Below are 24,111 nucleotides of genomic sequence, written 5' to 3' on the forward strand. Positions count from 1 at the left end.
AGGACTACATATGTCTGAAGAGATGAATTTAGAGGTAGAGAATGTCTATAACGAAGGTGACAGAGTAACTGGTAGAGTAACGAAGATTGAAGATAAATCTGTAACGGTAGAAATAACAGGTGCACCATTTGACGGTGTAATCCCGATTAGCGAACTGTCTAGTTTGCATATTGAAAAAGCTTCAGATGCAGTAGCTGAAGGCGATGAAATCGAGTTAATCATTACTAAAGTTGAAGATGAAAACTATGTACTTTCTAAACGTAAAGTGGATGCGGAAGACGCGTGGGAATCGCTTGAAGAGGCATACAATACTAAAAAAACAATTGAAACAGAAGTACGTGATGTTGTGAAAGGTGGATTAGTCGTAGATTTAGGTGTACGCGGATTTATTCCTGCGTCTCTTGTAGAAGATTATTTCGTAGAATCTTTCGAAGAGTACAAAGGCCGTGTAATGTCATTTAAAATCGTTGAAATGGACAAGGAAAAAAACCGTCTCATTCTTTCACATCGCGCTGTAATTCAAGAAGAGAAGGAATCACAAAAAGGCATAATTATGGATACACTAGAAGTTGGACAAATTCTTGAAGGAACTGTACAACGTCTTGCGACATTCGGTGCCTTTGTTGACCTTGGCGGTGTCGATGGTCTTGTTCATATTTCACAACTTACGCACGAACATGTTGAAAAAGTGTCAGATGTTCTTAAAGAGGGCGACAAAGTAAATGTCAAAGTCTTATCTATTGATCGTGATTCAGAACGAATTTCTTTATCGATAAAAGATACATTGCCTGGTCCGTGGGAAGGCATTGAAGAAAAAGCGCCCAAAGGATCAAAACTTGAAGGAACTGTTAAGCGTATTGTTTCCTATGGAGCATTCGTTGAACTATTTCCTGGAGTAGAAGGTCTTGTACACATTTCACGTATTTCACATCAACATATCGGAACACCTGATGAAGTGTTAAAAGAAGGTCAAAAAATCGAAGTAAAAGTTCTAGAAGTCAACCCGATTGAAAAACGCTTGTCATTAAGTATAAAAGATTTGGTTGAAAAAGAAAATGATAATTCGTATGGAGACTATGAAATGCCAGTGGAAGCTTCAGGCTTTTCTATGGGTGATGTAATCGGTGATCAGCTAAAGAAATTTACTGAATAACAGGTTTCAATAAAAATGATGATGCTATATAGCGTCATCATTTTTATTTGCAGTCTATTAGTGTAAATAGTGGATTCTTCGTTGTCTTATTGAAATTTAATGTATGTTTTTAAAGTGGGATGGCGTCCTATAAACAATTTTTTTCGGGAAAATGAGGTTTTTGAAGAGCTCTGTTTTGAACCTTCTCAAGTTGTTAATTGATTTTGACTATTCGAGGTAAAGAACTTTCAAATTGTTCGTTTAGACGTTCGTTCCTTTTTTGTGTATAATATGCAGAAGATAAGCTGGAAGGATGTTTTTATTATGACCAAACCAACAGTAGCGATTGTCGGTAGACCAAACGTAGGGAAATCGACCATTTTCAACCGAATCGTTGGTGAACGTATATCAATTGTAGAAGATGTTGCCGGTGTTACTAGAGACCGGATTTATAGCTCGGCTGATTGGCTAGCACATGACTTTAACCTTATAGATACTGGTGGGATTGAAATCGGTGACGCACCATTTCTAGACCAGATTCGATCTCAAGCTGAAATTGCTATTGCGGAATCGGATGTCATTATCTTTTTAACAAATGGACGTGAAGGTGTTACAGACGCCGATGAGCACGTAGCAAAAATACTTTACAAGACAAAAAAACCGGTCATTCTTGCTGTGAATAAAGTGGACAATCCTGATATGAGAGAAATGATCTATGACTTTTATTCACTAGGATTTGGGGATCCATTCCCGATATCCGGTTCACATGGTTTAGGTCTTGGTGATTTATTGGACGAGGTAGCAGCTAATTTCCCGGATGTGGATGCTGAAGAAATTGAAGATGATGTAATTCGTTTTTCTTTAATTGGACGTCCAAACGTAGGTAAATCCTCACTTGTGAACGCACTTTTAGGTGAAGAGCGTGTAATTGTAAGTGAAATAGCAGGTACAACGAGAGATGCGATTGATACTCCTTACGTTCACGAAGGTCAAAAGTATAAGATAATTGACACGGCGGGAATGCGTAAAAAAGGTAAGATATATGAAAGTACTGAAAAATACAGCCAACTTCGAGCGTTAAAAGCAATTGACAGATCTGATGTCGTCCTAATCGTGATAAACGGTGAGGAAGGAATACGTGAACAGGACAAACGGGTTGCAGGTTATGCTGAAGATGCAGGTAAAGGTGTTATGTTTGTAGTTAATAAATGGGATATCGTTGAAAAAGATAATAAAACGATGAATAAATTTATTGAAGATATACGGAGTAATTTCCTGTTTCTAGATTATGCACCGATTGCTTTTGTCTCGGCTAAAACAAAACAGCGTGTAAATACGCTATTTGACCGAATTAAACTCGTTAGTGAGAATCACGCTCTACGAATTCAGTCAAGTGTGTTAAACGAAGTTGTAGAAGATGCAGTTGCAAGAAATCCGGCGCCTTCTGAAAAAGGCAAGCGATTACGAATTTACTATGCGACGCAAGTTGCGGTTAAGCCTCCTACATTTGTCGTATTTGTGAACGAACCAGAAATCATGCATTTCTCATATGAGCGCTTTTTACAAAACCGTCTGCGTGAGTCATTTGGCTTTGAAGGGACTCCGATTCGACTTATCACTAGAGCAAGGAGTTGATGGAATGAAAAAGGTATCCGTTATAGGTGCTGGAAGCTGGGGAACTGCAGTTGCTTTTGTCCTAGCTGAAAACGGTCATGATTGTTTACTCTGGGCAAGACGAGAAGACCTGTCTACTGAAATCTTAAATGAACATACAAACCATGGTTATTTGCCAGGAATTCAATTACCAAAGAATTTAGCAGCAACTTCAGAGCTTGAAGTTGCTGTAAAGCATGGAGAAATACTCGTTATTGCTGTTCCAACTAAAGCGATTCGTGGTGTCTGTGCAGAAATAAATACAATGATTGAAGTACCTAAGTTAATTGTTCATGTCTCAAAAGGGATTGAACCTGATTCGCTTAAGAGAATCTCTGAAATGATAACGGAAGAGCTCACAGCGTCCAATTTGAAGGCCGTTGTTGCGTTATCCGGACCTAGTCATGCAGAAGAGGTTGTCTTGCGTCATCCGACCACAGTGACCGCGGCTTCTGATGATATACAGGCGGCCAAGGAAGTTCAAGATTTATTTATGAACAAATATTTCCGCGTATATACAAACAACGATCTTATTGGGGTAGAAATAGGTGCTGCACTAAAAAATGTGATAGCCCTCGCAGCTGGAATTTCAGATGGACTTGGATATGGAGATAATGCTAAAGCGGCTTTGATTACTCGAGGACTCGCCGAAATATCGAGACTTGGAGTAAAGATGGGGGCACATCCCCTCACTTTTTCAGGTTTAACAGGTCTTGGTGATTTGATTGTCACATGTACAAGCGTCCATTCGCGAAACTGGAAAGCGGGCAATATGCTTGGTAAAGGAAACAGTCTGGAAGATGTTGTTTCAGGCATGGGAATGGTCATTGAGGGTGTTCGGACAGCCAAGGCAGCACACCAGCTTGCCATTAAATTCGATGTATCAATGCCGTTAACTGAAGCGCTATATACAGTTCTGTTTGAAGATGTTCCGCCAAAAGTAATGGTAGAGCAACTAATGAATCGAATGAAAAAACAAGAGGTAGACGATCTTTTTGGAAACGAATGACTGCGTGATTGACCGTGTTAGTTATTTCGATATCTAAATAGCTTGGATATATAGAAAGGTGGACTTTTCGTGTCCTCAATGGATAAAATGTGGATGTCTTTCTATGCAATGGGATTCATGGTTATTTCCATGGGCCTTATTTATGCGAGTAGACATAAAATAAATAACCGTATTATTAAATTTGTTATGGCATTGATTGCATACATATTACTAATCGTTTCCTTTTTCATTTTAGTTTATCTAGTATTTAACGGTCCGACAGGAGGGCAATAAAATTGTTTAAAAAAAGAATGATGCTTTTCCTGACTCTATCTCTTACTTTTCTCTTATCGGGTTGTATGCTGTCGAGTAACGATAATGCGGGGTCAACGATACCGTATGAAGATCAGCTCGAAATAATTCAAAAAGCAGTAGACCGCTTTCAGGAAAGCTCTGGGGGACTACTACCGATAAAGACACGTGAAATGGAAACGGACATTTACATTAAATATCCGATTGACTTTGCAAAAATTATTCCGGCTTATACAGAAAAAATTCCATCAAATGCTTATGAAAAAGGCGGGATTTTTCAGTATGTACTTATTGATGTAGAAACAAATCCAACGGTTAAACTAGTAGATTTAAGAGTGGCTGAAAGGATAAGGGAGTTAAACTTAAGAAAAAGTATTAACGGATCGATTTCATATAAAGACCCCATTGGTGAAGGTGTTTTTGAAATAGATTTTACAGAAATGGGATTCAAGAAGCCACTGACTGTTGAGAGCCCCTATTCCGATACCCACCTACCAATGGTGGTTGGAGGGGACGGAAAGTTTTATATCGATTATTCCATTGATTTAAATCGAATTCTTTCAGAAGAAAATCCAGATGTTAAACAAGGTGAAGATATTCGGTACCTATTGGCGGATAAGTATCCTGTTCTACCGGCATATTCGAAGCCTTACACAGTAAATGAATTAAATGAACCCATCTTTATGAAATAGTAAATAAAAAATGTTTCATGCCTAGTGCATGAAACGTTTTTCATTTACATAAACTAATATGCGCAGAAAAGGAGGACGATGGATGAAAGAAGAATTATATGAGAATTTGGCCAGACGTACTGATGGGGATATTTACATCGGTGTCGTTGGTCCTGTCCGAGTAGGAAAGTCCACGTTCGTGAAGAGGGTTATGGAAGAAGTAGTTATTCCAAACATGACGGATGCAGGTGATCGAATACGGGCACAAGATGAACTACCACAAAGTTCTTCTGGGCCAGTGATCATGACCTCTGAACCGAAATTTATTCCTGCACAAGGGACTATGGTTTCTGTTGGCGATGGAGAATTAAAATTCCAAATTCGACTTGCAGATTGTGTGGGCTACGTCATAGACGGAGTTAAGGGCTACGAAGATGAGGATGGACCGAAGTACGTTCATACGCCATGGCATAACGAGCCCATTCCTTTTGAAGAGGCGGCACGTATTGGCACGGACAAAGTAATTCGGGATCATTCGACGATTGGTATTCTTGTCACGACAGACGGCACGGTAAATAATATTCCGCGGGCTGCAGCATTGGTTGCAGAAGAAGAAATTGTAGGTAAATTAAAAGACATTGGTAAACCTTTTGTCATTGTATTAAACTCAAAAATGCCAGCCAATGAAAAAACAGTTGCTCTAAAACAAGAATTGCATGAAAAGTATGGGGTACCTGTAATTGCAATCAGTGCGGATCAACTAAATGCTCAGGAAATCCAGCTCATATTGAAAGAAGCACTCTATGAATTCCCGATTACTGAAATTGAATTGCAAAAACCCGATTGGATGGAAGTGCTTGGATCTGAACATGAATTGAATTCGTCAATTGACAAAGTCATTAGCGAAGGATTCCTTGGTGCTTCGAAAATTAGAAAAGTACAAGAACTGGCAGAAGAAATTAAAAATGAAAACCATGTTCGAAATGCGGAAGTTGTAGAAGTCGATGCGGGACAAGGAAAAGCAACTCTGAAAATCGATATGGATGAACAGGCTTTTCGCGAAGTGTGTGAAGAGATAATGGGTTCTGAAATTGGCACAAAAAAAGATTGGTTAGTGTTTATTAAGGAAGCGGCAAAGGCACGAAAATCGTATGAATTATATTCGGAAGCCATTGATACAGCCAAAAGAGAAGGTTACGGAATTGCGTTGCCAACAATTGATGATTTTAACCCAACTGCACCAGAATTAATTAAACAAAACGATTTTTTTGGTGTACGAATGAAAGCGACCGCACCTTCACTTCATATTATTCGAGTAGATATGGAGGCGGAGTTCTCACCTTTAATTGGCTCAGAGTTCCATAGCCATCACTTACTCAAAGATTTGAAAAATGCTTATTTACACGACAGAGAAGCCCTATGGGAAACGCAACTATTTGGAACTCCACTCCATGAAGTTATGAAAGAAAGCATTCGCTTTAAAAATGCTTCGGTCCCTGCAAATGCAAGGAAAAGACTGCGAGAAACGATAGAACAAATGGTGAACGATGGAAATAAAGGAATGGTCACATTCATTGTTTAATAAAAAAAGATCCGTAAAAAACGGATCTTTTTTTGCTTTTTGGGTTAAAAATGCATTATTATGGGAAGCAGGCAAGAATATTGTTGCATAGCGGTTTACCATGTGATACTCTTTTTACAGTATTGCAATTGACTAACCTTTGAGAGGAGGTGAATGGTATGAATAAATCAGAATTAATTAACTCTGTAGCTGAAGCGGCAGGTCTTTCTAAGAAAGATGGAACAAAAGCTGTAGAAGCTGTTTTTGAAACAATTCAATCTACTCTTGCACAGGGTGAAAAAGTACAAGTGATTGGTTTCGGTACTTTTGAAGTGCGCGAACGTGCTGCTCGTAAAGGACGTAACCCACAATCAGGCGAGGAAATTGATATCGCCGCAAGTAAAGTTCCAGCCTTCAAAGCGGGCAAGGCACTTAAAGACGCAGTGAAATAATTTTCGTTTTTACATAGAAGTTCACCCGCCGAATCTGATAGTAGGTTCGCGGGAGGACTTCTTTTTGTTTTGTTAAGAGATGAATGTTTTACGAAGTTTAAGAACTCGTAGGACTGTACGTAAATGGTGGAATATGCTACTATTTTTGTTATTGTCGAAAGAGGGAGAAGAATGAATGCATAACTTTGATTATGGTAAAATAGAGAAAGCAATAACGATGATCCTAGAAGCAATAGGTGAAGATCCGGACCGTGAAGGACTTGTTGAAACACCTAAACGAGTTGCTAAAATGTATGCCGAAATGTTTGATGGGTTGAATAAAGATCCGAAAGACTATTTTAAAACTGTTTTCAATGAAAATCATGATGAAGTCGTTCTTGTGAAAGACATAGCATTCCATTCAATGTGTGAACATCATCTGGTACCGTTTTTTGGCCATGCACATATTGCGTATATTCCCCGTAACGGTGTTGTTGCAGGTTTAAGTAAATTAGCTAGGGCTGTTGAAACAACTGCTCGAAGACCCCAACTTCAAGAACGCATTACTACAACAGTTGCGAATGCAATGATGGAAATGTTGGATCCTGTTGGTGTATTTGTGGTGATAGAGGCGGAACACATGTGTATGACGATGCGTGGAATTCGAAAACCGGGCTCGAAAACGATGACTATGTCAGCAAGAGGTATTTACGAACAAGATGCCGAGAAACGTTCGGAAATTTTAACACTCATAAATATGTCGTGAAGCCTTTGCTCACACATCCTTTTCTATGATATGATTGAGACCATAAACAGACAGGAGATGTCGAGATGACAATGCAATCCGAATATATCGTTATAAAAGCGAAAGAAGATGGCGTTAACGTTATCGGGCTGACGCGTGGAAATGATACAAAATTTCACCATACAGAAAAGTTAGATCGTGGTGAAGTGATGATTGCTCAATTTACCGAGCATACTTCAGCAATGAAAATACGCGGAAAAGCAGACATTCATACCGCATACGGTGTCATGACAAGTGAAGGTAAAGAGTAAATCCTTTATTTGGAAGACACTTCTATGACGTCTTTGATTGGAGATCCCACGATGGAAAGACAAAAAGTGAAATACAATGTTAAAAGTTACATGAATGATTTGGAACGGGAAACAAACCATACAATTTTAAATAGAGATGTTGGTTCTATATCACTTGATTTAGAAAAAGCTTTCTTTATTCTGTTACCATTACTAAATGGGGAACAATGGACTGAGCAAATGCATACGGCTGCAATTGCAGTAGGCGCTGTTCATGTCGCTTTTGATGCGCATGATAGAATTGACTTGTATCATGCGACTTCTAGGAAACAACAGCTAACAGTACTTTCAGGGGATTATTATAGCGGGATTCATTACAAGCTTCTTGCTTCCTTATCGGATTTTGATTTTATCCGTACTTTATCGAATCGGATTGGAAGCATCAATGAAATAAAGACTATTCATCACGGTCGTACTCCAGCGAATCCAAGCGTTTTAATTGCTACAGTTGAATTAATTGAATCGGGTTGTATTGCTGAATTTTTTCATGAGTATGGGTTTTCGCGCTATATACCATTAATTGAAGCAGCACTTCCTTTACTTCGTCTAGATGCAAAACAAAATAGTTCCAAACAGCCAATCCATATAAATCAAGGTTGGAACAAGAGTGATGCTATAATTTCTCAAGCGATTGTAGAGTTGCAAAATAAAATGCAAAAAACAATCGATGAAGCGAATTTTATTGATCCACAATTAAAAGAGCAAATTCGCGGAATGACAATCCCGGTTTTAGGGAAGTCGATTTAAGGAAATGAGGTATGCCTTATGGCTTTATCAAAAGAAGAAAAAGTCCATGAAGTGTTTGAAAAAATATCCGTCGATTACGATAAAATGAATTCGGTTATTAGTTTCAACCAACATAAGAAGTGGCGCGATGATATGATGCTCCGAATGGCCGTCCGTGAAGGGACGTATGCGCTTGATGTGTGCTGCGGAACTGCTGACTGGACGATTGCACTTGCCGAAGCGGTAGGGCCATCTGGTGAAGTGAAAGGCCTTGATTTCAGTGAAAATATGCTGAGGTCTGCAAAGCCGAAGATTGAACAAATTCCTAATATATCGCTGATTCACGGAAATGCAATGGAATTACCGTTTCCCGACAACTCATTCGATTATGTAACGATTGGCTTTGGTCTTCGAAATGTTCCAGACTATCTTACCGTTTTGAAAGAAATGAATCGTGTATTGAAACCAGGTGGAATGGTTGCTTGTTTAGAAACTTCGCAGTCTGAACTCCCTGGATATAAGCAGTTATTTCGATTTTACTTTAAAAACATTATGCCTTTGTTTGGTAAACTATTTGCTAAAAGCTATAAAGAGTATTCGTGGCTACAAGAATCAGCAGATGATTTTCCAGGAAGAAAAGAGCTTGCACAACTTTTCACGGAAGCGGGCTTTACGGACGTCTCGTATAAATCATATAGCGGTGGCGCGACTGCAGGTCATGTTGGATTTAAATAATAAAACCGTAGAAGAAGGTTATCTTTGTGGAGAAATTAAGGTTATTGTCACTTTATTCCGATTTCCGAAAGGATCTCGATTATATAGAAAAAGAACTTGAGCGTGCGGTCGATTCGGAATCACCTATTATTCGACAAGCATCCCTTCATCTTCTGCGAGCGGGCGGCAAGAGAATTCGTCCGATTTTTGTGATTCTTGCATCCAAGTTTGGGACATACTCATTGGAAGATGTATCGAAAGTGGCTGTTTCTCTTGAACTTGTTCATATGGCTTCTCTTGTGCATGATGATGTGATTGATGACTCTGATATGCGTCGGGGACTTCAGACGGTTAAAGCAAGATGGGATAATCGAATTGCGATGTATACGGGTGATTATATTTTTTCACGTGCATTGTCTTCGATTGGCGAAATAGAAGTACCAGCTGTTCATCGATTGCTTTCCAGAACGATGCTTGAAATTTGCAAAGGAGAAATAATGCAAATAGAACAACAGCGTAAGTTCGATCAATCGATTCGTGACTATCTAAGACGAATTAAACGAAAGACTGCACTATTGCTTTCTTCAAGCTGCGAACTTGGCGCTCTTGTATCCAATGCTAGCCCCTCTGTTGTAAGAAAAATGAGTCGTTTCGGTTATTATGCCGGTATGTCTTATCAAATTATTGATGACATTTTAGATATTACCTCAACGGATGAAGAACTTGGAAAACCGGCGGGTAGTGATTTACTAAATGGCCATTTAACTTTGCCAGTATTATACATAAAAGATGACATGGAGTTTCGCCCATTTATGGAACGTTCATTTGATAAAACGTTATCTCAGTCAGACCGTGAAAAAATGTTAACATATATACGTAAGTCAGGAGCAATTGAAAAAGCACAAGCAGTAAGTGATAAATATTTACAAAAAGCCCTTAAAGAAATTAAAGGCTTGCCAAATTCGGATGCTCGAAAAGCTTTCTTTCAAATTGCTCGTTTCATTGGTAAGCGTGACTTCTGACGGACTTTTAGTTGTAAGATATCAGCCATGATGTTAAGATAATAAAGGGATAAACCCGATACATAAATGAAGGAGTGTTTGATTAATGGAAAGAACATTTTTAATGGTAAAACCAGACGGCGTACAACGCAATCTTGTTGGAGAAATTGTTGGCCGTTTTGAAAAAAAGGGATACCAACTTGTTGGTGCAAAACTTATGCAAATTACGCCAGAACTTGCTGAACAACATTACGGTGAACATAAAGAGCGTCCGTTTTTCGGTGAACTTGTAGAGTTCATTACATCTGGGCCTGTATTTGCAATGGTATGGGAAGGCGAGAACGTCATTTCAACTTCACGTCTATTGGTTGGAGCAACAAACCCAACTGAATCAGCACCTGGAACAATTCGCGGTGACTTTGCAGTTACTGTTGGAAAGAATATTATTCACGGATCTGATTCACCTGAGTCAGCTGTTCGTGAAATTGGTCTTTTCTTCAAAGAAGAAGAACTTGTATCGTATGATAAGTCAATGAAGAACTGGATTATTTAATTATAAACAAAACAGCCTCGCGTTTTTTCGCACGGCTGTTTTTGTTATTATGGAGCTCTTTGAAATCTGTAATACTAGACAGATAGAATTGGGGGTTGTTTTGAGTTGTCGGATTATGTAGATTTTATTGCGAATATTAAGAAAAAGACTGGGATTGATCTGTCGTATTATAAAGAAGCGCAAATGAAAAGAAGATTGACCTCTTTATATGAAAAAAAGGGTTACCGGAATTTTAAAGATTTCTATAAGGCGATACATACTGAAAAAAAATTACTGGAAGAGTTCCTTGACAGAATGACAATTAATGTTTCAGAGTTTTATCGCAATGCACAAAGATGGGACGTGCTCGATAAAAAAATATTTCCTGAATTATTGTCAGTAAATAAAAAACTCAAAATATGGAGTGCCGCATGTTCTACTGGTGAGGAACCCTATTCGCTCGCAATGGTATTGACATCTCATATTCCGATTCGAGATATTGCGATTTTTGCAACCGATCTAGATGCGGGCGCAATCGAACGAGCTAAAGTTGCTCTTTATCCAGAGAGGTCATTAAAAGAAGTACCGCAAAATGTAGTAAAAGAATTCTTTATCAAAGATGAAACATATTATCAAGTAAAAGATGAAATAAAACGTACTGTCACTTTTAAACAGCAAAACTTATTAAATGATAAGTATGATTCAGGCTTTGACCTAATTGTTTGTAGAAATGTTATGATATATTTTACTGAAGAAGCCAAAGATCAAATTTATAAGAACTTTTCAAAATCTTTACGATCAGGTGGAATTCTATTTGTTGGAAGTACAGAACAAATCTTTAATCCGAGCAAATACGGTTTTGAGTCTGCAGAAACTTTTTTTTATAGGAAAATTTAAGATATCCGGAGTAACTTCCGGATATCTTTAACTTTATATAGTAAGGATTTAAGCATTGACTGAATTGTAACGACGAAAGTATAAACAATTGTAGTGAATAAATAGTAGTGTCAATAATCAGTTAGATATAGTCGAAAAGTGTACATTTTGGTATAGTGTCATGAAACAATAAAAAGGGGGATATACGATGAGATACTTTACAGCTGGTGAGTCACACGGCCCACAACTAACAGCGATAATTGAAGGATTACCTGCACAAATGGAATTAACAGCTGAAATGATAAACGGTGAACTTTCCAGACGACAAGGTGGACATGGTCGGGGTAGACGGATGCAAATTGAAACAGACCAGGTTGTTATTTCATCAGGAGTGCGTCACGGAAAAACACTTGGATCTCCTGTTACGCTTACAGTAGTAAATGATGACTGGAAGCATTGGACAAAAATAATGGGAGTAGAACCACTTGAAGAAGGTTCAAACCCTGAGGATGTAAAAAGACAAATTACCCGACCAAGACCAGGTCATGCAGATTTAGTTGGTGGAATGAAATACGGCCATCGAGATTTACGGAATGTATTAGAACGATCATCTGCACGTGAAACGACAATGAGGGTCGCGATTGGCGCAGTAGCAAAACAATTTCTTCGTGAATTAGGCATTTATACAGTGGCTCATGTTACGGAAATTGGTGGCATAAAAACAAATCCCGAGTCTTATGCTGGGCTTACTACCGAAGAACTGAGGAAAATAATCGAAACGAATCCTGTATACTGTGCTGACCCTGAAGCGACACCATTGATGGTTGATGCAATCGATACTGCAAAAGCGAATGGAGATACCGCTGGTGGTGTTGTAGAAGTCATTGTCGAAGGTTGTCCGCCTGGAATCGGAAGTTACGTGCAATTCGATCGGAAAATGGACGGAAAACTTGCAGGGGCTATGATGAGTATTAATGCATTCAAAGGTGTAGAAATTGGTCTTGGATTTGAAATGGCCAAAATGCCAGGTAGCAAAGTCCACGACGAAATCTTTTGGAATGAAGAACAAGGATATTACCGGAAATCCAATCGTCTTGGTGGTCTTGAGGGCGGTATGACTTCAGGAATGCCGATTGTTATTAGAGGAGTGATGAAACCAATTCCTACACTATACAAACCTTTAGAAAGTGTCGATATTGATACGAAAGAACCTTTTGTAGCGACGATTGAACGTTCAGACCCTTGTGCGGTTCCCGCGGCTTCAGTAGTGGCAGAACATGTAATTGCGACAGAAGTGGCAAAAGCGATTATGGAAGAATTTCGTTCTGACACAATGGATGGATTGAAAACAGAAATTGAAAACTACAGACAATATGTGAAGGAGTTTTAAAATGGAGAAACTTACGGTCAACATTTTAAATCATGAGTATGACGTTCATATTGGTCAAGACACTTATGAATTGTTTGCAACTCATTATGAGGAACTTTTAAAAAGTGCGGACCGTATTGCAATTATTGCTGATGAACATGTTGCAGCGCTTCATTTACCGCTTTTGAAAGAATCTTTAGAACATACAGGTCTTGATATTACTGTAAAAACAATCCCATCTGGGGAGAGCTCCAAAACATCAGAAGTGTACGTTGATTGCTTATCCTTTTTATTATCTAAAGGATTTACACGGAACTCTCTTCTAATCGCTTTTGGCGGGGGGGCCTGTGGAGATTTAACAGGTTTTGTTGCCGCGACATTCATGAGGGGAATTCGATTCATTCAATGCCCGACAACGATTCTGGCGCATGATAGTGCTGTTGGTGGAAAAACGGCAATTAATATGCCGGATGGAAAAAACATGGTCGGTTCCTTTCATCAACCAACGGCAGTACTCTTTGATATTAATTTATTTGAAACGTTGCCACCAAGAGAAGTACGGTCGGGAATGGCAGAACTATTGAAACATGCGTTTATTTCTGACGAGAAATGGACAAATGAGTTACTGAGCACTGAATCATTTGCAAAACCAACAATCGAGTGGTTGTCAAAAGAATTATTACTTGGCATACAAGTAAAAGCAAATATTGTTGCAGAAGATGAATTTGAACAATCGACTCGGAAATACCTGAATTTCGGACATACATTCGGTCACGCAATTGAAGCGGCATGTGGGTTTGGAAGGCTAAGCCATGGTGAATCCATTATGATTGGTATGGCATACAGTTTGATTTTAAGTGAAAGTCACGGAACAATCGATAAAAATGTAACGAATAAATTCATTCTTTTCGCAGAGGAAAATGGATATACATTCGAGCCTGTTCATACGTACTCATTCCAATTGCTTATGGATTTTATGATGAAAGATAAAAAGGCTTCTTTCGGTAAACTTAATTTTGCGTTACTGCACTCTATCGGAAATCCATACATAAAAGAAATAGCACGGTCAGAGTGTAAAGATGCTTTTGACGAATTGGTTAAGAGAACTGGAGGAGTGTTATAAATGGTTAGAGGTATTAGGGGAGCAACTACAGTTGAACACGATGAAGAACTTTTGATTTTGAAAGCGACAGAAGAACTTGCTGTTAAAATGCTTAAGGAAAATGGAGTTGATCCAGAAGATATTATTTCTGTTCTTATATCTACAACCCTTGATATTACATCGACTTTTCCCGCAAAAGCTGTACGTACAATTGAAGGCTGGAAATATGTGCCGGTAATGTGTACTCATGAAATGGATGTCGTTGGTTCTATGCCACTTTGCATCCGTATTCTTATGCATGTAAATACAGAATCTACACAAAAAGATATACAACATATTTATCATAATAATGCAGTTAATTTACGCCCTGACTTAATAAAAAGTTGATTGGAGGAATGGAAATGCTATGGAAAGATTCTCTTAGAGAAATGAAACCATATAAACCTGGGAAATCGATTAAAGAAGTACTCAATCAGTATCAATTAGAAAAGGTTGTTAAACTCGCTTCAAATGAAAATCCATATGGTCCTGCACCATCGGCCAAGAAGCTCTTAGACGAAGGTACGATTGAAATTGAGATGTATCCTGATGGAAACGCAAGCAGTTTGCGAAAAAAAATAGCTCGAAAGCTTAATGTAAACGAAGACTCATTATTGTTTGGTGGCGGTTCTGACGAAATAATCGTAATGATATCTAGGGCTCTTCTAGATTCTGGCAAGAATACAATTATGGCAACTCCGACATTTCCCCAATATGCTCACAATGCAAAAATTGATGGAGCGGAAATTAGAGAAGTCGCTTTAGTAGACGGACATCATAATTTAGATGGTTTTCTAAACGTAATTGACAAAGATACATCTGTCATCTGGCTTTGCAGTCCAAATAATCCAACGGGGAATTTAATCTCCAGTGAGGCCTTAACGACATTTCTTACAAAAGTACCTGACAATATTCTTGTCGTTCTGGATGAAGCATATTTTGAATACATTACCGATCCAAGTTATACAAATACAATTCATTTGTTAAAAGAGTATCCGAATCTAATTGTCTTACGGACATTTTCAAAAGCTTATGGACTTGCTGCATTCAGAATCGGTTATGCGATTGGTAACCCCGAAGTAATCAGTAATCTCAATAAAGTGCGTAGTCCATTCAACGTTACATCAGCAGGGCAAGTCCTTGCAGAAGCGGCTCTTGATGACGACGAATTTATTAAAGAATGCAGTCTATTAAATCATGAAGAAATGCAGAGATTTATCCAATATGCAAATGCGAACAAGCTTCATATATATGATTCGGAAGCAAATTTTGTTCTTATTGAAGTGCCTGGAAATGGAGATTTGGCGTCGGAAAAACTGTTGCAACAAGGATTTATCGTTCGAAGTGGAGAAGCACTTGGAACACCGGGATATATTAGAGTCACAATCGGTTCGGAAAATCAGAATAATGGTTTCTTTGCTGCATTTGATTCACTATTAGCGGATGCCCAACTTTTAAAATGAAGACAAATGTAACGATAATTGGACTGGGTTTAATAGGCGGTTCGCTAGGACTCGCAGTAAAGAGGAATCCTTTAATTCATGTAACGGGTTTTGACAGTTCTCCTGAAACAATGAAAGAAGCATACCGCCGCGGAATAATCGATGCAATCCCATCATCTCTTCAAGATGCATGCGGAAATGCTGACATTATAATATTTTCAACACCTGTAAATACAACCGTAAAACTTATGTATGATGTGGCTGTTTTACAATTAAAAAAAGATGTAATCCTAACCGATACTGGTAGTACGAAAGGTCCAATCATGCAGGCAGCTGCCTTTTTAATTGATAAGGGGTTAACGTTTGTTGGAGGTCATCCGATGGCGGGATCTCATAAGAGTGGTGTTTCCGCTGCCAAAGAGCATTTATTTGAAAATGCTTATTATATTTTGACACCTGAATCTACTACAGATGAAGCTGCAATTGAACAACTTAGGCATTTACTCGAGCCAACAAAAGCAAAAATAAAAGTTTTGCATGCAGATGAACACGATCGAATGACTGCTATTGTAAGTCATTTTCCGCATCTAGTTGCATCTTCCCTCGTTGGAATGCTGTCTGCGCAACAGTCCGTGCAACCGTTCGTTAATAAATTGGCGGCTGGAGGATTTCGAGATATTACACGAATAGCGTCCGCGGATCCATTAATGTGGCGAGATATTACAATCCAAAACAGAGTTGAGCTACTAAAGCAACTTGATGTGTGGCTCGATGAGATGGCAAATGTGCGGGAAATGCTCATTCATAATGATTCTACTCAAATCCATAATTATTTTGCGGATGCAAAAACATTCAGAGATGAATTGCCAATAACATCCCAAGGCGCACTTTATATGACCTATGATTTACATATTGATATTCCGGATCATCCAGGCATCATTGCCGAAATTACTAAAATCTTGGCTGATGAATTGATCAGTTTAACGAATTTACGAATTGTAGAAACGAGAACGGATGTATTTGGTATTCTTGTTATTAGTTTTCAGACTGCTGATGACAGGGAAAAGGCAAGATTTGCACTTTCACGAGATACAAATTATGGTATGCATATCCTTTAACTGGAGGGGTTATTTATGGGCGAAATAAGAAAAGTAGAGTTCATTAGACCCGTTTTGACGGGTGAATTAGTTGTACCCGGCGATAAATCAATATCACATAGAGCGGTTATGCTAGGAGCTATTGCGGAAGGTAAGACATTTATTAAAGGCTTTCTGGACGGCGATGATTGTTTACGAACAATTGAAATTTTTAAACAGTTGGGAGTTTCCATTCAAAGGTCAGGTACGGAAGTAATGATAGAAAGTCCGGGGATGCAAAACTGGACGCAACCCACACTCGATTTATATGCCGGCAATTCTGGAACTACAGCACGTTTGATGCTTGGAATATTGGGGGGCTCAAAAGTAACCACTGTTTTGTCCGGTGATGAATCGCTTTCTATTCGACCAATGGACCGGGTAACGATACCTTTAAAAGAAATGGGCGCAAAAATACACACGGATAAACAAAAATCTCTTCTACCACTTACGGTTGTTGGAAAAACACTAAACGCTATCGATTATATAATGCCTGTTGCGAGTGCACAAGTTAAATCTGCTATCCTTTTTGCTGGTTTAAATGCAGAAGGCACAACTACAGTCACAGAAGAAACAGTGTCACGGGATCATACAGAACGAATGCTCACGTATTTCGGGGCAGAGGTAGACTCTAATGGGAACAAAGTAAGCATAGTTGGCGGGCAAACCTTACGAGGGATGGAAGTCCATGTTCCAGGGGACATTTCTTCTGCTGCATTTTTTATGGCGGGAGCCGCAATGTTAGAAGGAAGTACCGTTACGTTTAAAAGAGTTGGGTTAAATCCAACACGAACAGGTATTATTGATGTTCTACGCGAAATGGGTGCACAAATCGAAATAACGAATACAACAGATGAAAATGGTGAACCATCAGCTACTGTTAAGGTTACATACGGCAGTCTACAAGGAATGACGATTGGTGGCGAACTAATTCCACGTCTTATTGATGAACTACCTGTAATCGCGTTGCTCGCAACTCAAGCGGTAGGTACGACTATTATTAAAGATGCAGAAGAACTTCGTGTGAAGGAAACAGATCGAATTGCAGCTGTTACGAACGAACTTAAAAAAATGGGTGCAGATATCGAGGCGACGCCAGATGGAATGATTATCCATGGTCCAACACCTTTAACTGGTGGAGTATTAAATTCATATGGTGATCACCGCCTTGGAATGATGGCTGCTATCGCTGCACTTGCAACATCCGGCCCGGTTTTTATTGAAGATCCATCGTGTATTAATATTTCTTACCCACACTTTTTTGAAGACCTTAAAATATTGACTGAAAAGTAGAGATGTGGAGAAAGTTTACCCTTCTCTAAAATGCTTTTAAGTCGATGTATACAAATCGAAAGAACAGGTGAAAATATGGAACAGTTACAAGAAGTTGAACAGCATATCAAAGAAGGCGACGTGGAGGCTCTAAGTCTTCTTTTAGACAGACTAAGCCTCTCAACGGATTACAATATGCTATATGAATCAGCATATCTTTTGGCTTCTTATGGTTTTATGGCTGAAGCGGATCGTCTTTATGAAGTTTTGATTGAAAACTTACCTGACGAGGCACAATTGAAAATAGATCGTGCGAATACGTTAATGGAGCTTGGTGAAGAAGATGAAGCACTTTTATTATTAACAGAAATTCGCCCGGAAGAAGATGAGTATGTACAAGCATTGCTTGTACTCGCAGATTACTATCATATGACTGGTCTCGCTGAAACCGCCTTATCAAAAATAAAAGAAGCTTTTAAATTAGCTCCAGAGGAACCTGTAATCCGCTTCGCGTATGCGGAACTACTATTAGATTCGGGGAAGTACGGAGAGGCAATACGACTCTATCTTGCGTTAAAAGACGAAGTTCAGGAAATCGGTGGCGTTACCATCGTGTCAAGGCTCGCTGAAACATATAGTGCTGGTGCCGCTTACGAAGAAGCAATTCCGTATTATGAAGAGTTGTTAAAAGAGCAGGTTGGTCCTGATCTTTTATTTGGAGCCGCTTTTGCTTATTTCCAAACTAAAAATACTACACGCTCTATTTCATTGCTGAACAAACTTATTGAAATGGATCCGGATTATTTCTCTGCATATATGCTCGCAGGCCAAGCCTATTCTTTAGCAGGAGATGATCTTGCAGCATATAATATGTTTAAAGATGGTATTCGTCGGGACGAGTTTGATAAGGAATTTCAATTGTCCGCTGGTAAATCTGCGTTGAAACTTGGGTTGCCTGTAGAAGCAGAAGAACATTTGAAAGAGGCTTTTGCTCTTGATCCCGAATATACGGAAGCGTTAATAACACTTGCATCGCTTTATAATGAATTAGAGCGGGACGCGGAACTTATCGAACTTCTTTCGTACACAAAAGATGATTCGGACGATATACCATTATTAGAAGCATTCAAAGCTTATTCGAATGAACGCTTGGAACAGTTTGAGGATGCATATGAATCCTATCGTAAAGCATATGTTGGAATGGATGAGGATTACGATTTTCTCACGAATTACGCAAAATTCCTAATTGAGGATGGAAAACAGAATGAGGCTATAGAAATTGTGAAGAAAATGGTATCACTTTTTCCTGATGATGAGTATTGGAGAGATTTTTTAGAATTGCAAACTGACGAGGAGGTGTGACATGACGGCCATGATACCTGTCGCCGCGAAGAAAGATTTTGTACGTTGGTTCTTAAAGCGGTACAAATTGAAGCGCCGCGAATGTGTCTGGATTTTGAATTATCTTCTTAGCCATGATCACCTTTTAAAAAATGTGCACTTTACTGATGAAGCTCATTACTGTCCCCGTGCAATGGTTATGTCGACAATGGGTTCCGAAAGCATTCCTTTCCGTTTTTACAAAGGGAATCTTATGACCGCAGATGCCGAAAAATCCTTTCATGATTTAAGACTTCATCCAGATGAAAAAATGTATATTCAACTTAATTTTCCAAATCACCATTTATGCCCACAATACGCAAGTGTTCGTGAGGAAAATCCATATCTCCCAACCTATTTACAAGTTGCTGAAAATGATCGTAAAATTGCAGAGCTGCTGTTGGAAGAAAGCATCGCTTCTATGAATGAAGAAATACTAAGAAGAGGTGTAGATGAAGCTCTTGATGCAAATGATGAAGAGCGATTCCTCTTACTTTCAACATTGTTAAACGATGCAAAAGTGAAAAAGAAATAAGTACTCCATCCTTTGGGATGGAGTACTTCGCTGATTTTTTTAGGAGGTAAGTTAATGAATTGGAATGCAAAAGACATGGATACATATATTCAACAGAAAGAATATATCGATACACTTATTGTTCCGTTACTTAAACTAGAAACGATTCCCGAAAGGATGAAAAGTAGTTCATCATCTACGGAATTTCTTATGTATTTAACATCATTCATTGAGGCACAGTTTAAAGGACGAATTATGCTACTTCCACCATTTTCTTATACACAGTCTACTGATTTAGTAGAAATGGGGAATGTACTATCAGTGGACTTACAAAAAATGCAGTTCAAACATGTATTTTATATAACTACAGACCCTACTTGGAACACAGTTGAAATGGATGGACAAGTCATTTGGTTACCACCAATTCCTCTTGAAAATATGGACAAGCAATTAAAACAATCTGTAATTGAAGATCAGCTAAAACAAGTATTGCCGAAATTCACATTGAAATGGTCAGAAAGTTAAACTTAAACTTCAATGTTTGTTCACATAATAAAAATTACAATGTGTGCATCATTGAATTTATTCATCGATTGATATATTATAGATATGTCCTAGTATTATTATTAGCAAAAATTTGTCCGTTGGACTGACCTTTAAGTTAGAGGAGGGAAATGATGAGTAAGAATCGAGTGTCAAGACGCCAATTCCTAAGTTATACACTGATGGGTACAGGCGGGTTTATGGCTTCCGCAATGCTGATGCCTATGGTTCGTTTTGCAGTCGATCCAGTATTGCAAAAAGACGAAGACGGATCATACATTCCGACATCACAAAAAGTAGATGAGCTAACAGCTACACCTGTACGTGTCGATTACACAATTAAAGACCGTAAAGATGGCTGGTATAAATCAGACGTGTCTAATACGGCTTGGGTGTATAAAGATGGTGATACAGTCGTTGCACTATCTCCTGTATGTAAACATCTTGGTTGTACAGTAAACTGGGGTGGGGATAAAGAACATCCAGAGCAATTTTTCTGTCCATGCCACCAAGGACGTTATATGAAAAATGGAGATAACGTAAAAGGAACACCACCGATTGGACCACTAGACGAGTATGAAGTTAAATTGGAGAACGGATTAGTATATCTTGGAACGACTAAGGCGAACACATTAGTTTAATATTGTAAGGGGGTACGACCGAAGTGCTAAATAGAATATACGATTGGGTTGACGAACGGTTGGATATCACCCCGATATGGCGCGATATTGCTGACCATGAAGTACCTGAGCACGTAAACCCAGCACATCACTTTTCTGCATTCATTTATTGTTTCGGAGGACTAACATTTTTTGTTACTGTCATTCAAATTCTTTCCGGTATGTTCCTCACAATGTATTACACGCCGGATATTGAAAATGCATGGAAGTCCGTTTACTACCTTCAAAATGAAGTAGCATTCGGTGAGATTGTGCGCGGGATGCATCACTGGGGAGCTTCACTAGTTATTGTTATGATGTTCCTACATACACTGCGTGTTTTCTTTACGGGCTCTTATAAGAAACCACGTGAACTGAACTGGGTTATTGGTGTACTGATTTTTGTTACCATGCTTGGATTAGGTTTTACTGGGTATTTACTGCCTTGGGATATGAAAGCAGTGTTTGCTACAAAAGTAGGAATTGAAATTGCGGCATCTGTTCCGTTTATCGGTGAATGGATTAAGATTCTCCTCGCAGGAGATGCGGAAATTCTTGGTGCTCAGACTTTGACACGCTTTTTCGCAATACACGTCTTCTTTTTACCAGCTGCTTTGCTTGGGTTGCTTGCAGCACACTTTGTATTTATTAGAAGACAAGGTATATCTGGACCACTATAAAAAATATTCATTTACAAAGATTTTGAAAAGGAGGGGACAGTATGCAACGCGGAAAAGGGATGAAGTTTGTCGGAGATTCGCGCATTAAGGCTAGTGGTAAAATGCCGAACGTCCCAAAAGACTACTCAGAATATCCTGGTAAGACGGAAGCTTTTTGGCCAAACTTTCTACTGAAAGAATGGATGATTGGTTCCATATTCCTAATAGGTTATTTAATAGTTACAGTCGCACATCCGTCTCCGCTTGAACGTGAAGCGGACCCAACGGATACTATGTATATTCCGGTACCGGATTGGTATTTCCTTTCCATGTACCAGTTATTAAAATATCAATTTGCATCCGGTCCATTCAATATTGTCGGTGCACTTGTAATGCCAGGTATTGCGATTGGCGCATTGATGCTTGTTCCATTTATGGACACATCAAAAGAACGACGTCCATTCAAAAGACCACTACCAACAGCATTTATGCTTCTTGCTTTTGCAGCATTGTTTTACCTTACATGGGAATCGGTTGAAAACCATGATTGGGAAGCAGCAAAAACTCAAGGTGCAATTAGAGAAGAAGTTGAATTCGATATGGAATCTGAAGGCTATGAAATCTACTCTGGGGCATCTTGTATTACATGTCACGGGAATTCATTCGAGGGTGGTCTTGGTCTCCCGCTAGTGAATACAGGTTTGACTGTTGAACAGATTGCAGATATCGCGGTGAATGGTTCCGAAAACGGTAAGATGGCTGCCGGTCTTTGGGATGGTACTGATGAAGAACTGCAAGTTCTGTCAGAGTTTATCGAAAGTTTAAATAAAGAATAAAGATTTATTGGAACAAGAAGAGAGTCGGGAAACTGACTCTCTTTTTTACATAGTAAATTGATTGGTTGGAGAGGTGTTTATGAATAATATAAGAGATCATATTTGGTTGGTTTTATCACATAAATCATTTCTATGGATATTATTGTTTGTAAACTTACTTGGAACAGTATATGGATACGACTGGTATATGTGGCAACTTGTTGATACGGAACCGAAGTTTTGGATATTCGTACCTGACAGCCCAACAGCGAGTTTGTTTTTCACTTTGGCAATCATTGGATGGCTAATTAATCGGAATTTCAAATTAATTGAAGCGCTTGCGTTGATTACGCTTGTAAAATATGGTTTGTGGGCGGTTGTGATGAACCTACTTACGCTAATCGAATCCGGTTCAATCGGATGGGTAGGTTGGATGCTCATTGGATCTCACTTTGCAATGGCGGTTCAAGCAATTCTTTATATACCTTTTTACCGCTTTACTTTTGTTCATATTGCAATTGCAGCCATCTGGACGGTTCATAATGATATTATCGATTACGTGTTTGGCCAAATGCCTATATACAGCAACTTGATGGTTTACATGGATAAGATTGGATACTTTACTTTTTGGCTTTCAATAGCTTGCATCACACTTGCATATTATGTGTGGAAAAAAAGAATCTCAAGTTCTATCCAATAATCGTAAATAGTTGCGAAATAGATGCAGGCATAATAAAATAGGGATAGAGATAAATGGAGGGGAAATAACAATGATTTTTCTTTATATTGGGCTCATAATTTTGTTACCAATTTACGCTCATTTCAAACTTAAAATTACGTACAATAAATATTCAAAAATACGTTCCACATCAGGAATGAACGGGGCAGAAGTTGCTCGACTTATACTGGATCAGAATGGTTTACAAAACGTAAAAGTAGTTGAATCAAAAGGTTTTCTAAGTGATCATTACAACCCAATTACAAAAATTGTAGCACTTTCACCAAATAATTATCGTGATGCCTCAGTAGCGGGTACTGCGATAGCGGCGCATGAGGTAGGGCATGCAATTCAAGACAAAGAAGCATATGCAGCACTTCGAATTCGTCATCGTCTTGTGCCTGTTGCAAATATTACTTCTAAAGCATCATGGATATTTATAATGATTGGTATTATTTTTTCAAGCATGAATTCATTGCTTGGAATCGGAATCGCTCTGTTAGCAGTAGGAGTTGTTTTCCAAGTTGTAACATTGCCTGTTGAGTTTAATGCATCGAGTAGAGCGATGAACCAAATAGTTACACTTGGTATTATTAAAAATGAGGAAGAAAAGGATGCGAAGAAAGTTTTAAGTGCAGCAGCCATGACTTATGTTGCAGCGGCAGCGGTAGCGGTACTTGAATTACTTCGTTTGGTCCTTATATTCACAAGTAGAGATTAAATTTATAAGACATAAAAAGCCTGTCCCTTTGTTGGGCAGGCTTTTTAATT

The 24,111-nt window shown here is 38.7% G+C and carries 28 protein-coding genes; all 28 read left to right on the forward strand.

What is annotated here, in order from left to right:
• The first annotated feature begins 10 nt into the window (after positions 1–10).
• The 28 genes from rpsA (at position 11) to ACP8HH_RS08275 (ending at position 24,061) form a co-directional block, all read left to right on the forward strand.
• Positions 11–1,153 carry a 30S ribosomal protein S1 gene (rpsA, locus tag ACP8HH_RS08140; protein ID WP_438318409.1) on the forward strand — a complete coding sequence of 381 codons (1,143 nt, stop codon included), beginning with the start codon at positions 11–13 and terminating at the stop codon, positions 1,151–1,153.
• Positions 1,154–1,456: 303 nt separating this feature from the next.
• A complete protein-coding gene (der, locus tag ACP8HH_RS08145; protein ID WP_438318411.1) occupies positions 1,457–2,767 on the forward strand; it encodes a ribosome biogenesis GTPase Der in 1,311 nt (436 codons plus the stop codon).
• Between the two features lie 4 nt (positions 2,768–2,771).
• Positions 2,772–3,794, forward strand: a complete 1,023-nt coding sequence (locus tag ACP8HH_RS08150) for an NAD(P)H-dependent glycerol-3-phosphate dehydrogenase (protein WP_438318415.1) — start codon at positions 2,772–2,774, stop codon at positions 3,792–3,794.
• Positions 3,795–3,863: 69 nt separating this feature from the next.
• A complete protein-coding gene (locus tag ACP8HH_RS08155) occupies positions 3,864–4,067 on the forward strand; it encodes a DUF2768 domain-containing protein (RefSeq protein ID WP_438318416.1) in 204 nt (67 codons plus the stop codon).
• Positions 4,068–4,087: 20 nt separating this feature from the next.
• Positions 4,088–4,777: a hypothetical protein gene (locus ACP8HH_RS08160; RefSeq protein ID WP_438319077.1), complete on the forward strand. Its 690-nt coding sequence runs from the start codon at positions 4,088–4,090 to the stop codon at positions 4,775–4,777.
• An 82-nt stretch (positions 4,778–4,859) separates the two neighbouring features.
• The gene (gene spoIVA, locus ACP8HH_RS08165; RefSeq protein WP_438318419.1) at positions 4,860–6,338 is read left to right on the forward strand and encodes a stage IV sporulation protein A; all 1,479 of its coding nucleotides are present in this window, start codon (positions 4,860–4,862) and stop codon (positions 6,336–6,338) included.
• Between the two features lie 158 nt (positions 6,339–6,496).
• Complete coding sequence (locus ACP8HH_RS08170) at positions 6,497–6,769, forward strand: HU family DNA-binding protein (protein ID WP_438318422.1); 273 nt, start codon at positions 6,497–6,499, stop codon at positions 6,767–6,769.
• A 175-nt stretch (positions 6,770–6,944) separates the two neighbouring features.
• A complete protein-coding gene (gene folE, locus ACP8HH_RS08175; RefSeq protein WP_438318425.1) occupies positions 6,945–7,514 on the forward strand; it encodes a GTP cyclohydrolase I FolE in 570 nt (189 codons plus the stop codon).
• 71 nt (positions 7,515–7,585) lie between these two features.
• The gene (gene mtrB / locus ACP8HH_RS08180) at positions 7,586–7,804 is read left to right on the forward strand and encodes a trp RNA-binding attenuation protein MtrB (RefSeq protein ID WP_381537543.1); all 219 of its coding nucleotides are present in this window, start codon (positions 7,586–7,588) and stop codon (positions 7,802–7,804) included.
• Between the two features lie 51 nt (positions 7,805–7,855).
• Positions 7,856–8,590, forward strand: a complete 735-nt coding sequence (locus tag ACP8HH_RS08185; RefSeq protein ID WP_438318428.1) for a heptaprenyl diphosphate synthase component 1 — start codon at positions 7,856–7,858, stop codon at positions 8,588–8,590.
• 18 nt (positions 8,591–8,608) lie between these two features.
• A complete protein-coding gene (locus tag ACP8HH_RS08190; protein WP_438318431.1) occupies positions 8,609–9,304 on the forward strand; it encodes a demethylmenaquinone methyltransferase in 696 nt (231 codons plus the stop codon).
• Between the two features lie 26 nt (positions 9,305–9,330).
• Entirely contained in the window at positions 9,331–10,305 is a 975-nt protein-coding gene (locus ACP8HH_RS08195; protein ID WP_438318434.1) for a polyprenyl synthetase family protein, read from the forward strand.
• An 85-nt stretch (positions 10,306–10,390) separates the two neighbouring features.
• Complete coding sequence (gene ndk, locus ACP8HH_RS08200; RefSeq protein WP_438318437.1) at positions 10,391–10,837, forward strand: nucleoside-diphosphate kinase; 447 nt, start codon at positions 10,391–10,393, stop codon at positions 10,835–10,837.
• A 105-nt stretch (positions 10,838–10,942) separates the two neighbouring features.
• Entirely contained in the window at positions 10,943–11,713 is a 771-nt protein-coding gene (locus tag ACP8HH_RS08205) for a CheR family methyltransferase (protein ID WP_438318440.1), read from the forward strand.
• 187 nt (positions 11,714–11,900) lie between these two features.
• Positions 11,901–13,082, forward strand: a complete 1,182-nt coding sequence (aroC, locus tag ACP8HH_RS08210) for a chorismate synthase (protein ID WP_438318443.1) — start codon at positions 11,901–11,903, stop codon at positions 13,080–13,082.
• 1 nt (position 13,083) lies between these two features.
• Entirely contained in the window at positions 13,084–14,184 is a 1,101-nt protein-coding gene (gene aroB / locus ACP8HH_RS08215; RefSeq protein ID WP_438318446.1) for a 3-dehydroquinate synthase, read from the forward strand.
• Positions 14,185–14,550: a chorismate mutase gene (aroH, locus tag ACP8HH_RS08220; RefSeq protein WP_438318449.1), complete on the forward strand. Its 366-nt coding sequence runs from the start codon at positions 14,185–14,187 to the stop codon at positions 14,548–14,550.
• Between the two features lie 14 nt (positions 14,551–14,564).
• Entirely contained in the window at positions 14,565–15,665 is a 1,101-nt protein-coding gene (gene hisC, locus ACP8HH_RS08225) for a histidinol-phosphate transaminase (protein ID WP_438318452.1), read from the forward strand.
• Positions 15,662–16,762, forward strand: a complete 1,101-nt coding sequence (locus tag ACP8HH_RS08230) for a prephenate dehydrogenase (RefSeq protein ID WP_438318455.1) — start codon at positions 15,662–15,664, stop codon at positions 16,760–16,762. The genes hisC and ACP8HH_RS08230 overlap by 4 nt, the downstream gene beginning before the upstream one ends.
• Before the next feature lie 15 nt (positions 16,763–16,777).
• Positions 16,778–18,073, forward strand: coding sequence for a 3-phosphoshikimate 1-carboxyvinyltransferase (gene aroA / locus ACP8HH_RS08235; RefSeq protein ID WP_438318458.1), 1,296 nt, complete (start codon positions 16,778–16,780; stop codon positions 18,071–18,073).
• Positions 18,074–18,103: 30 nt separating this feature from the next.
• A complete protein-coding gene (locus ACP8HH_RS08240; RefSeq protein WP_438318461.1) occupies positions 18,104–19,414 on the forward strand; it encodes a tetratricopeptide repeat protein in 1,311 nt (436 codons plus the stop codon).
• Position 19,415: 1 nt separating this feature from the next.
• Positions 19,416–19,967 (forward strand): ReoY family proteolytic degradation factor, encoded by a 552-nt coding sequence (locus ACP8HH_RS08245; protein WP_438318464.1) that lies wholly within the window; start codon positions 19,416–19,418, stop codon positions 19,965–19,967.
• 54 nt (positions 19,968–20,021) lie between these two features.
• Entirely contained in the window at positions 20,022–20,471 is a 450-nt protein-coding gene (locus tag ACP8HH_RS08250; protein ID WP_438318467.1) for a YpiF family protein, read from the forward strand.
• A gap of 152 nt (positions 20,472–20,623) precedes the next feature.
• Positions 20,624–21,130 carry a ubiquinol-cytochrome c reductase iron-sulfur subunit gene (locus ACP8HH_RS08255; RefSeq protein ID WP_438318470.1) on the forward strand — a complete coding sequence of 169 codons (507 nt, stop codon included), beginning with the start codon at positions 20,624–20,626 and terminating at the stop codon, positions 21,128–21,130.
• A 23-nt stretch (positions 21,131–21,153) separates the two neighbouring features.
• Positions 21,154–21,828 carry a menaquinol-cytochrome c reductase cytochrome b subunit gene (qcrB, locus tag ACP8HH_RS08260; RefSeq protein ID WP_438318473.1) on the forward strand — a complete coding sequence of 225 codons (675 nt, stop codon included), beginning with the start codon at positions 21,154–21,156 and terminating at the stop codon, positions 21,826–21,828.
• Positions 21,829–21,869: 41 nt separating this feature from the next.
• Positions 21,870–22,643: a c-type cytochrome gene (locus tag ACP8HH_RS08265; RefSeq protein WP_438318476.1), complete on the forward strand. Its 774-nt coding sequence runs from the start codon at positions 21,870–21,872 to the stop codon at positions 22,641–22,643.
• A 79-nt stretch (positions 22,644–22,722) separates the two neighbouring features.
• Positions 22,723–23,322: a DUF1405 domain-containing protein gene (locus tag ACP8HH_RS08270; RefSeq protein ID WP_438318479.1), complete on the forward strand. Its 600-nt coding sequence runs from the start codon at positions 22,723–22,725 to the stop codon at positions 23,320–23,322.
• A gap of 70 nt (positions 23,323–23,392) precedes the next feature.
• On the forward strand, positions 23,393–24,061 hold the full coding sequence (locus tag ACP8HH_RS08275) for a zinc metallopeptidase (protein WP_438318482.1): 669 nt from the start codon (positions 23,393–23,395) through the stop codon (positions 24,059–24,061).
• The last annotated feature ends 50 nt before the right edge of the window (positions 24,062–24,111 follow it).

The sequence above is a fragment of the Sporosarcina sp. FA9 genome, assembly GCF_051550205.1.
Taxonomy (GTDB): domain Bacteria; phylum Bacillota; class Bacilli; order Bacillales_A; family Planococcaceae; genus Sporosarcina.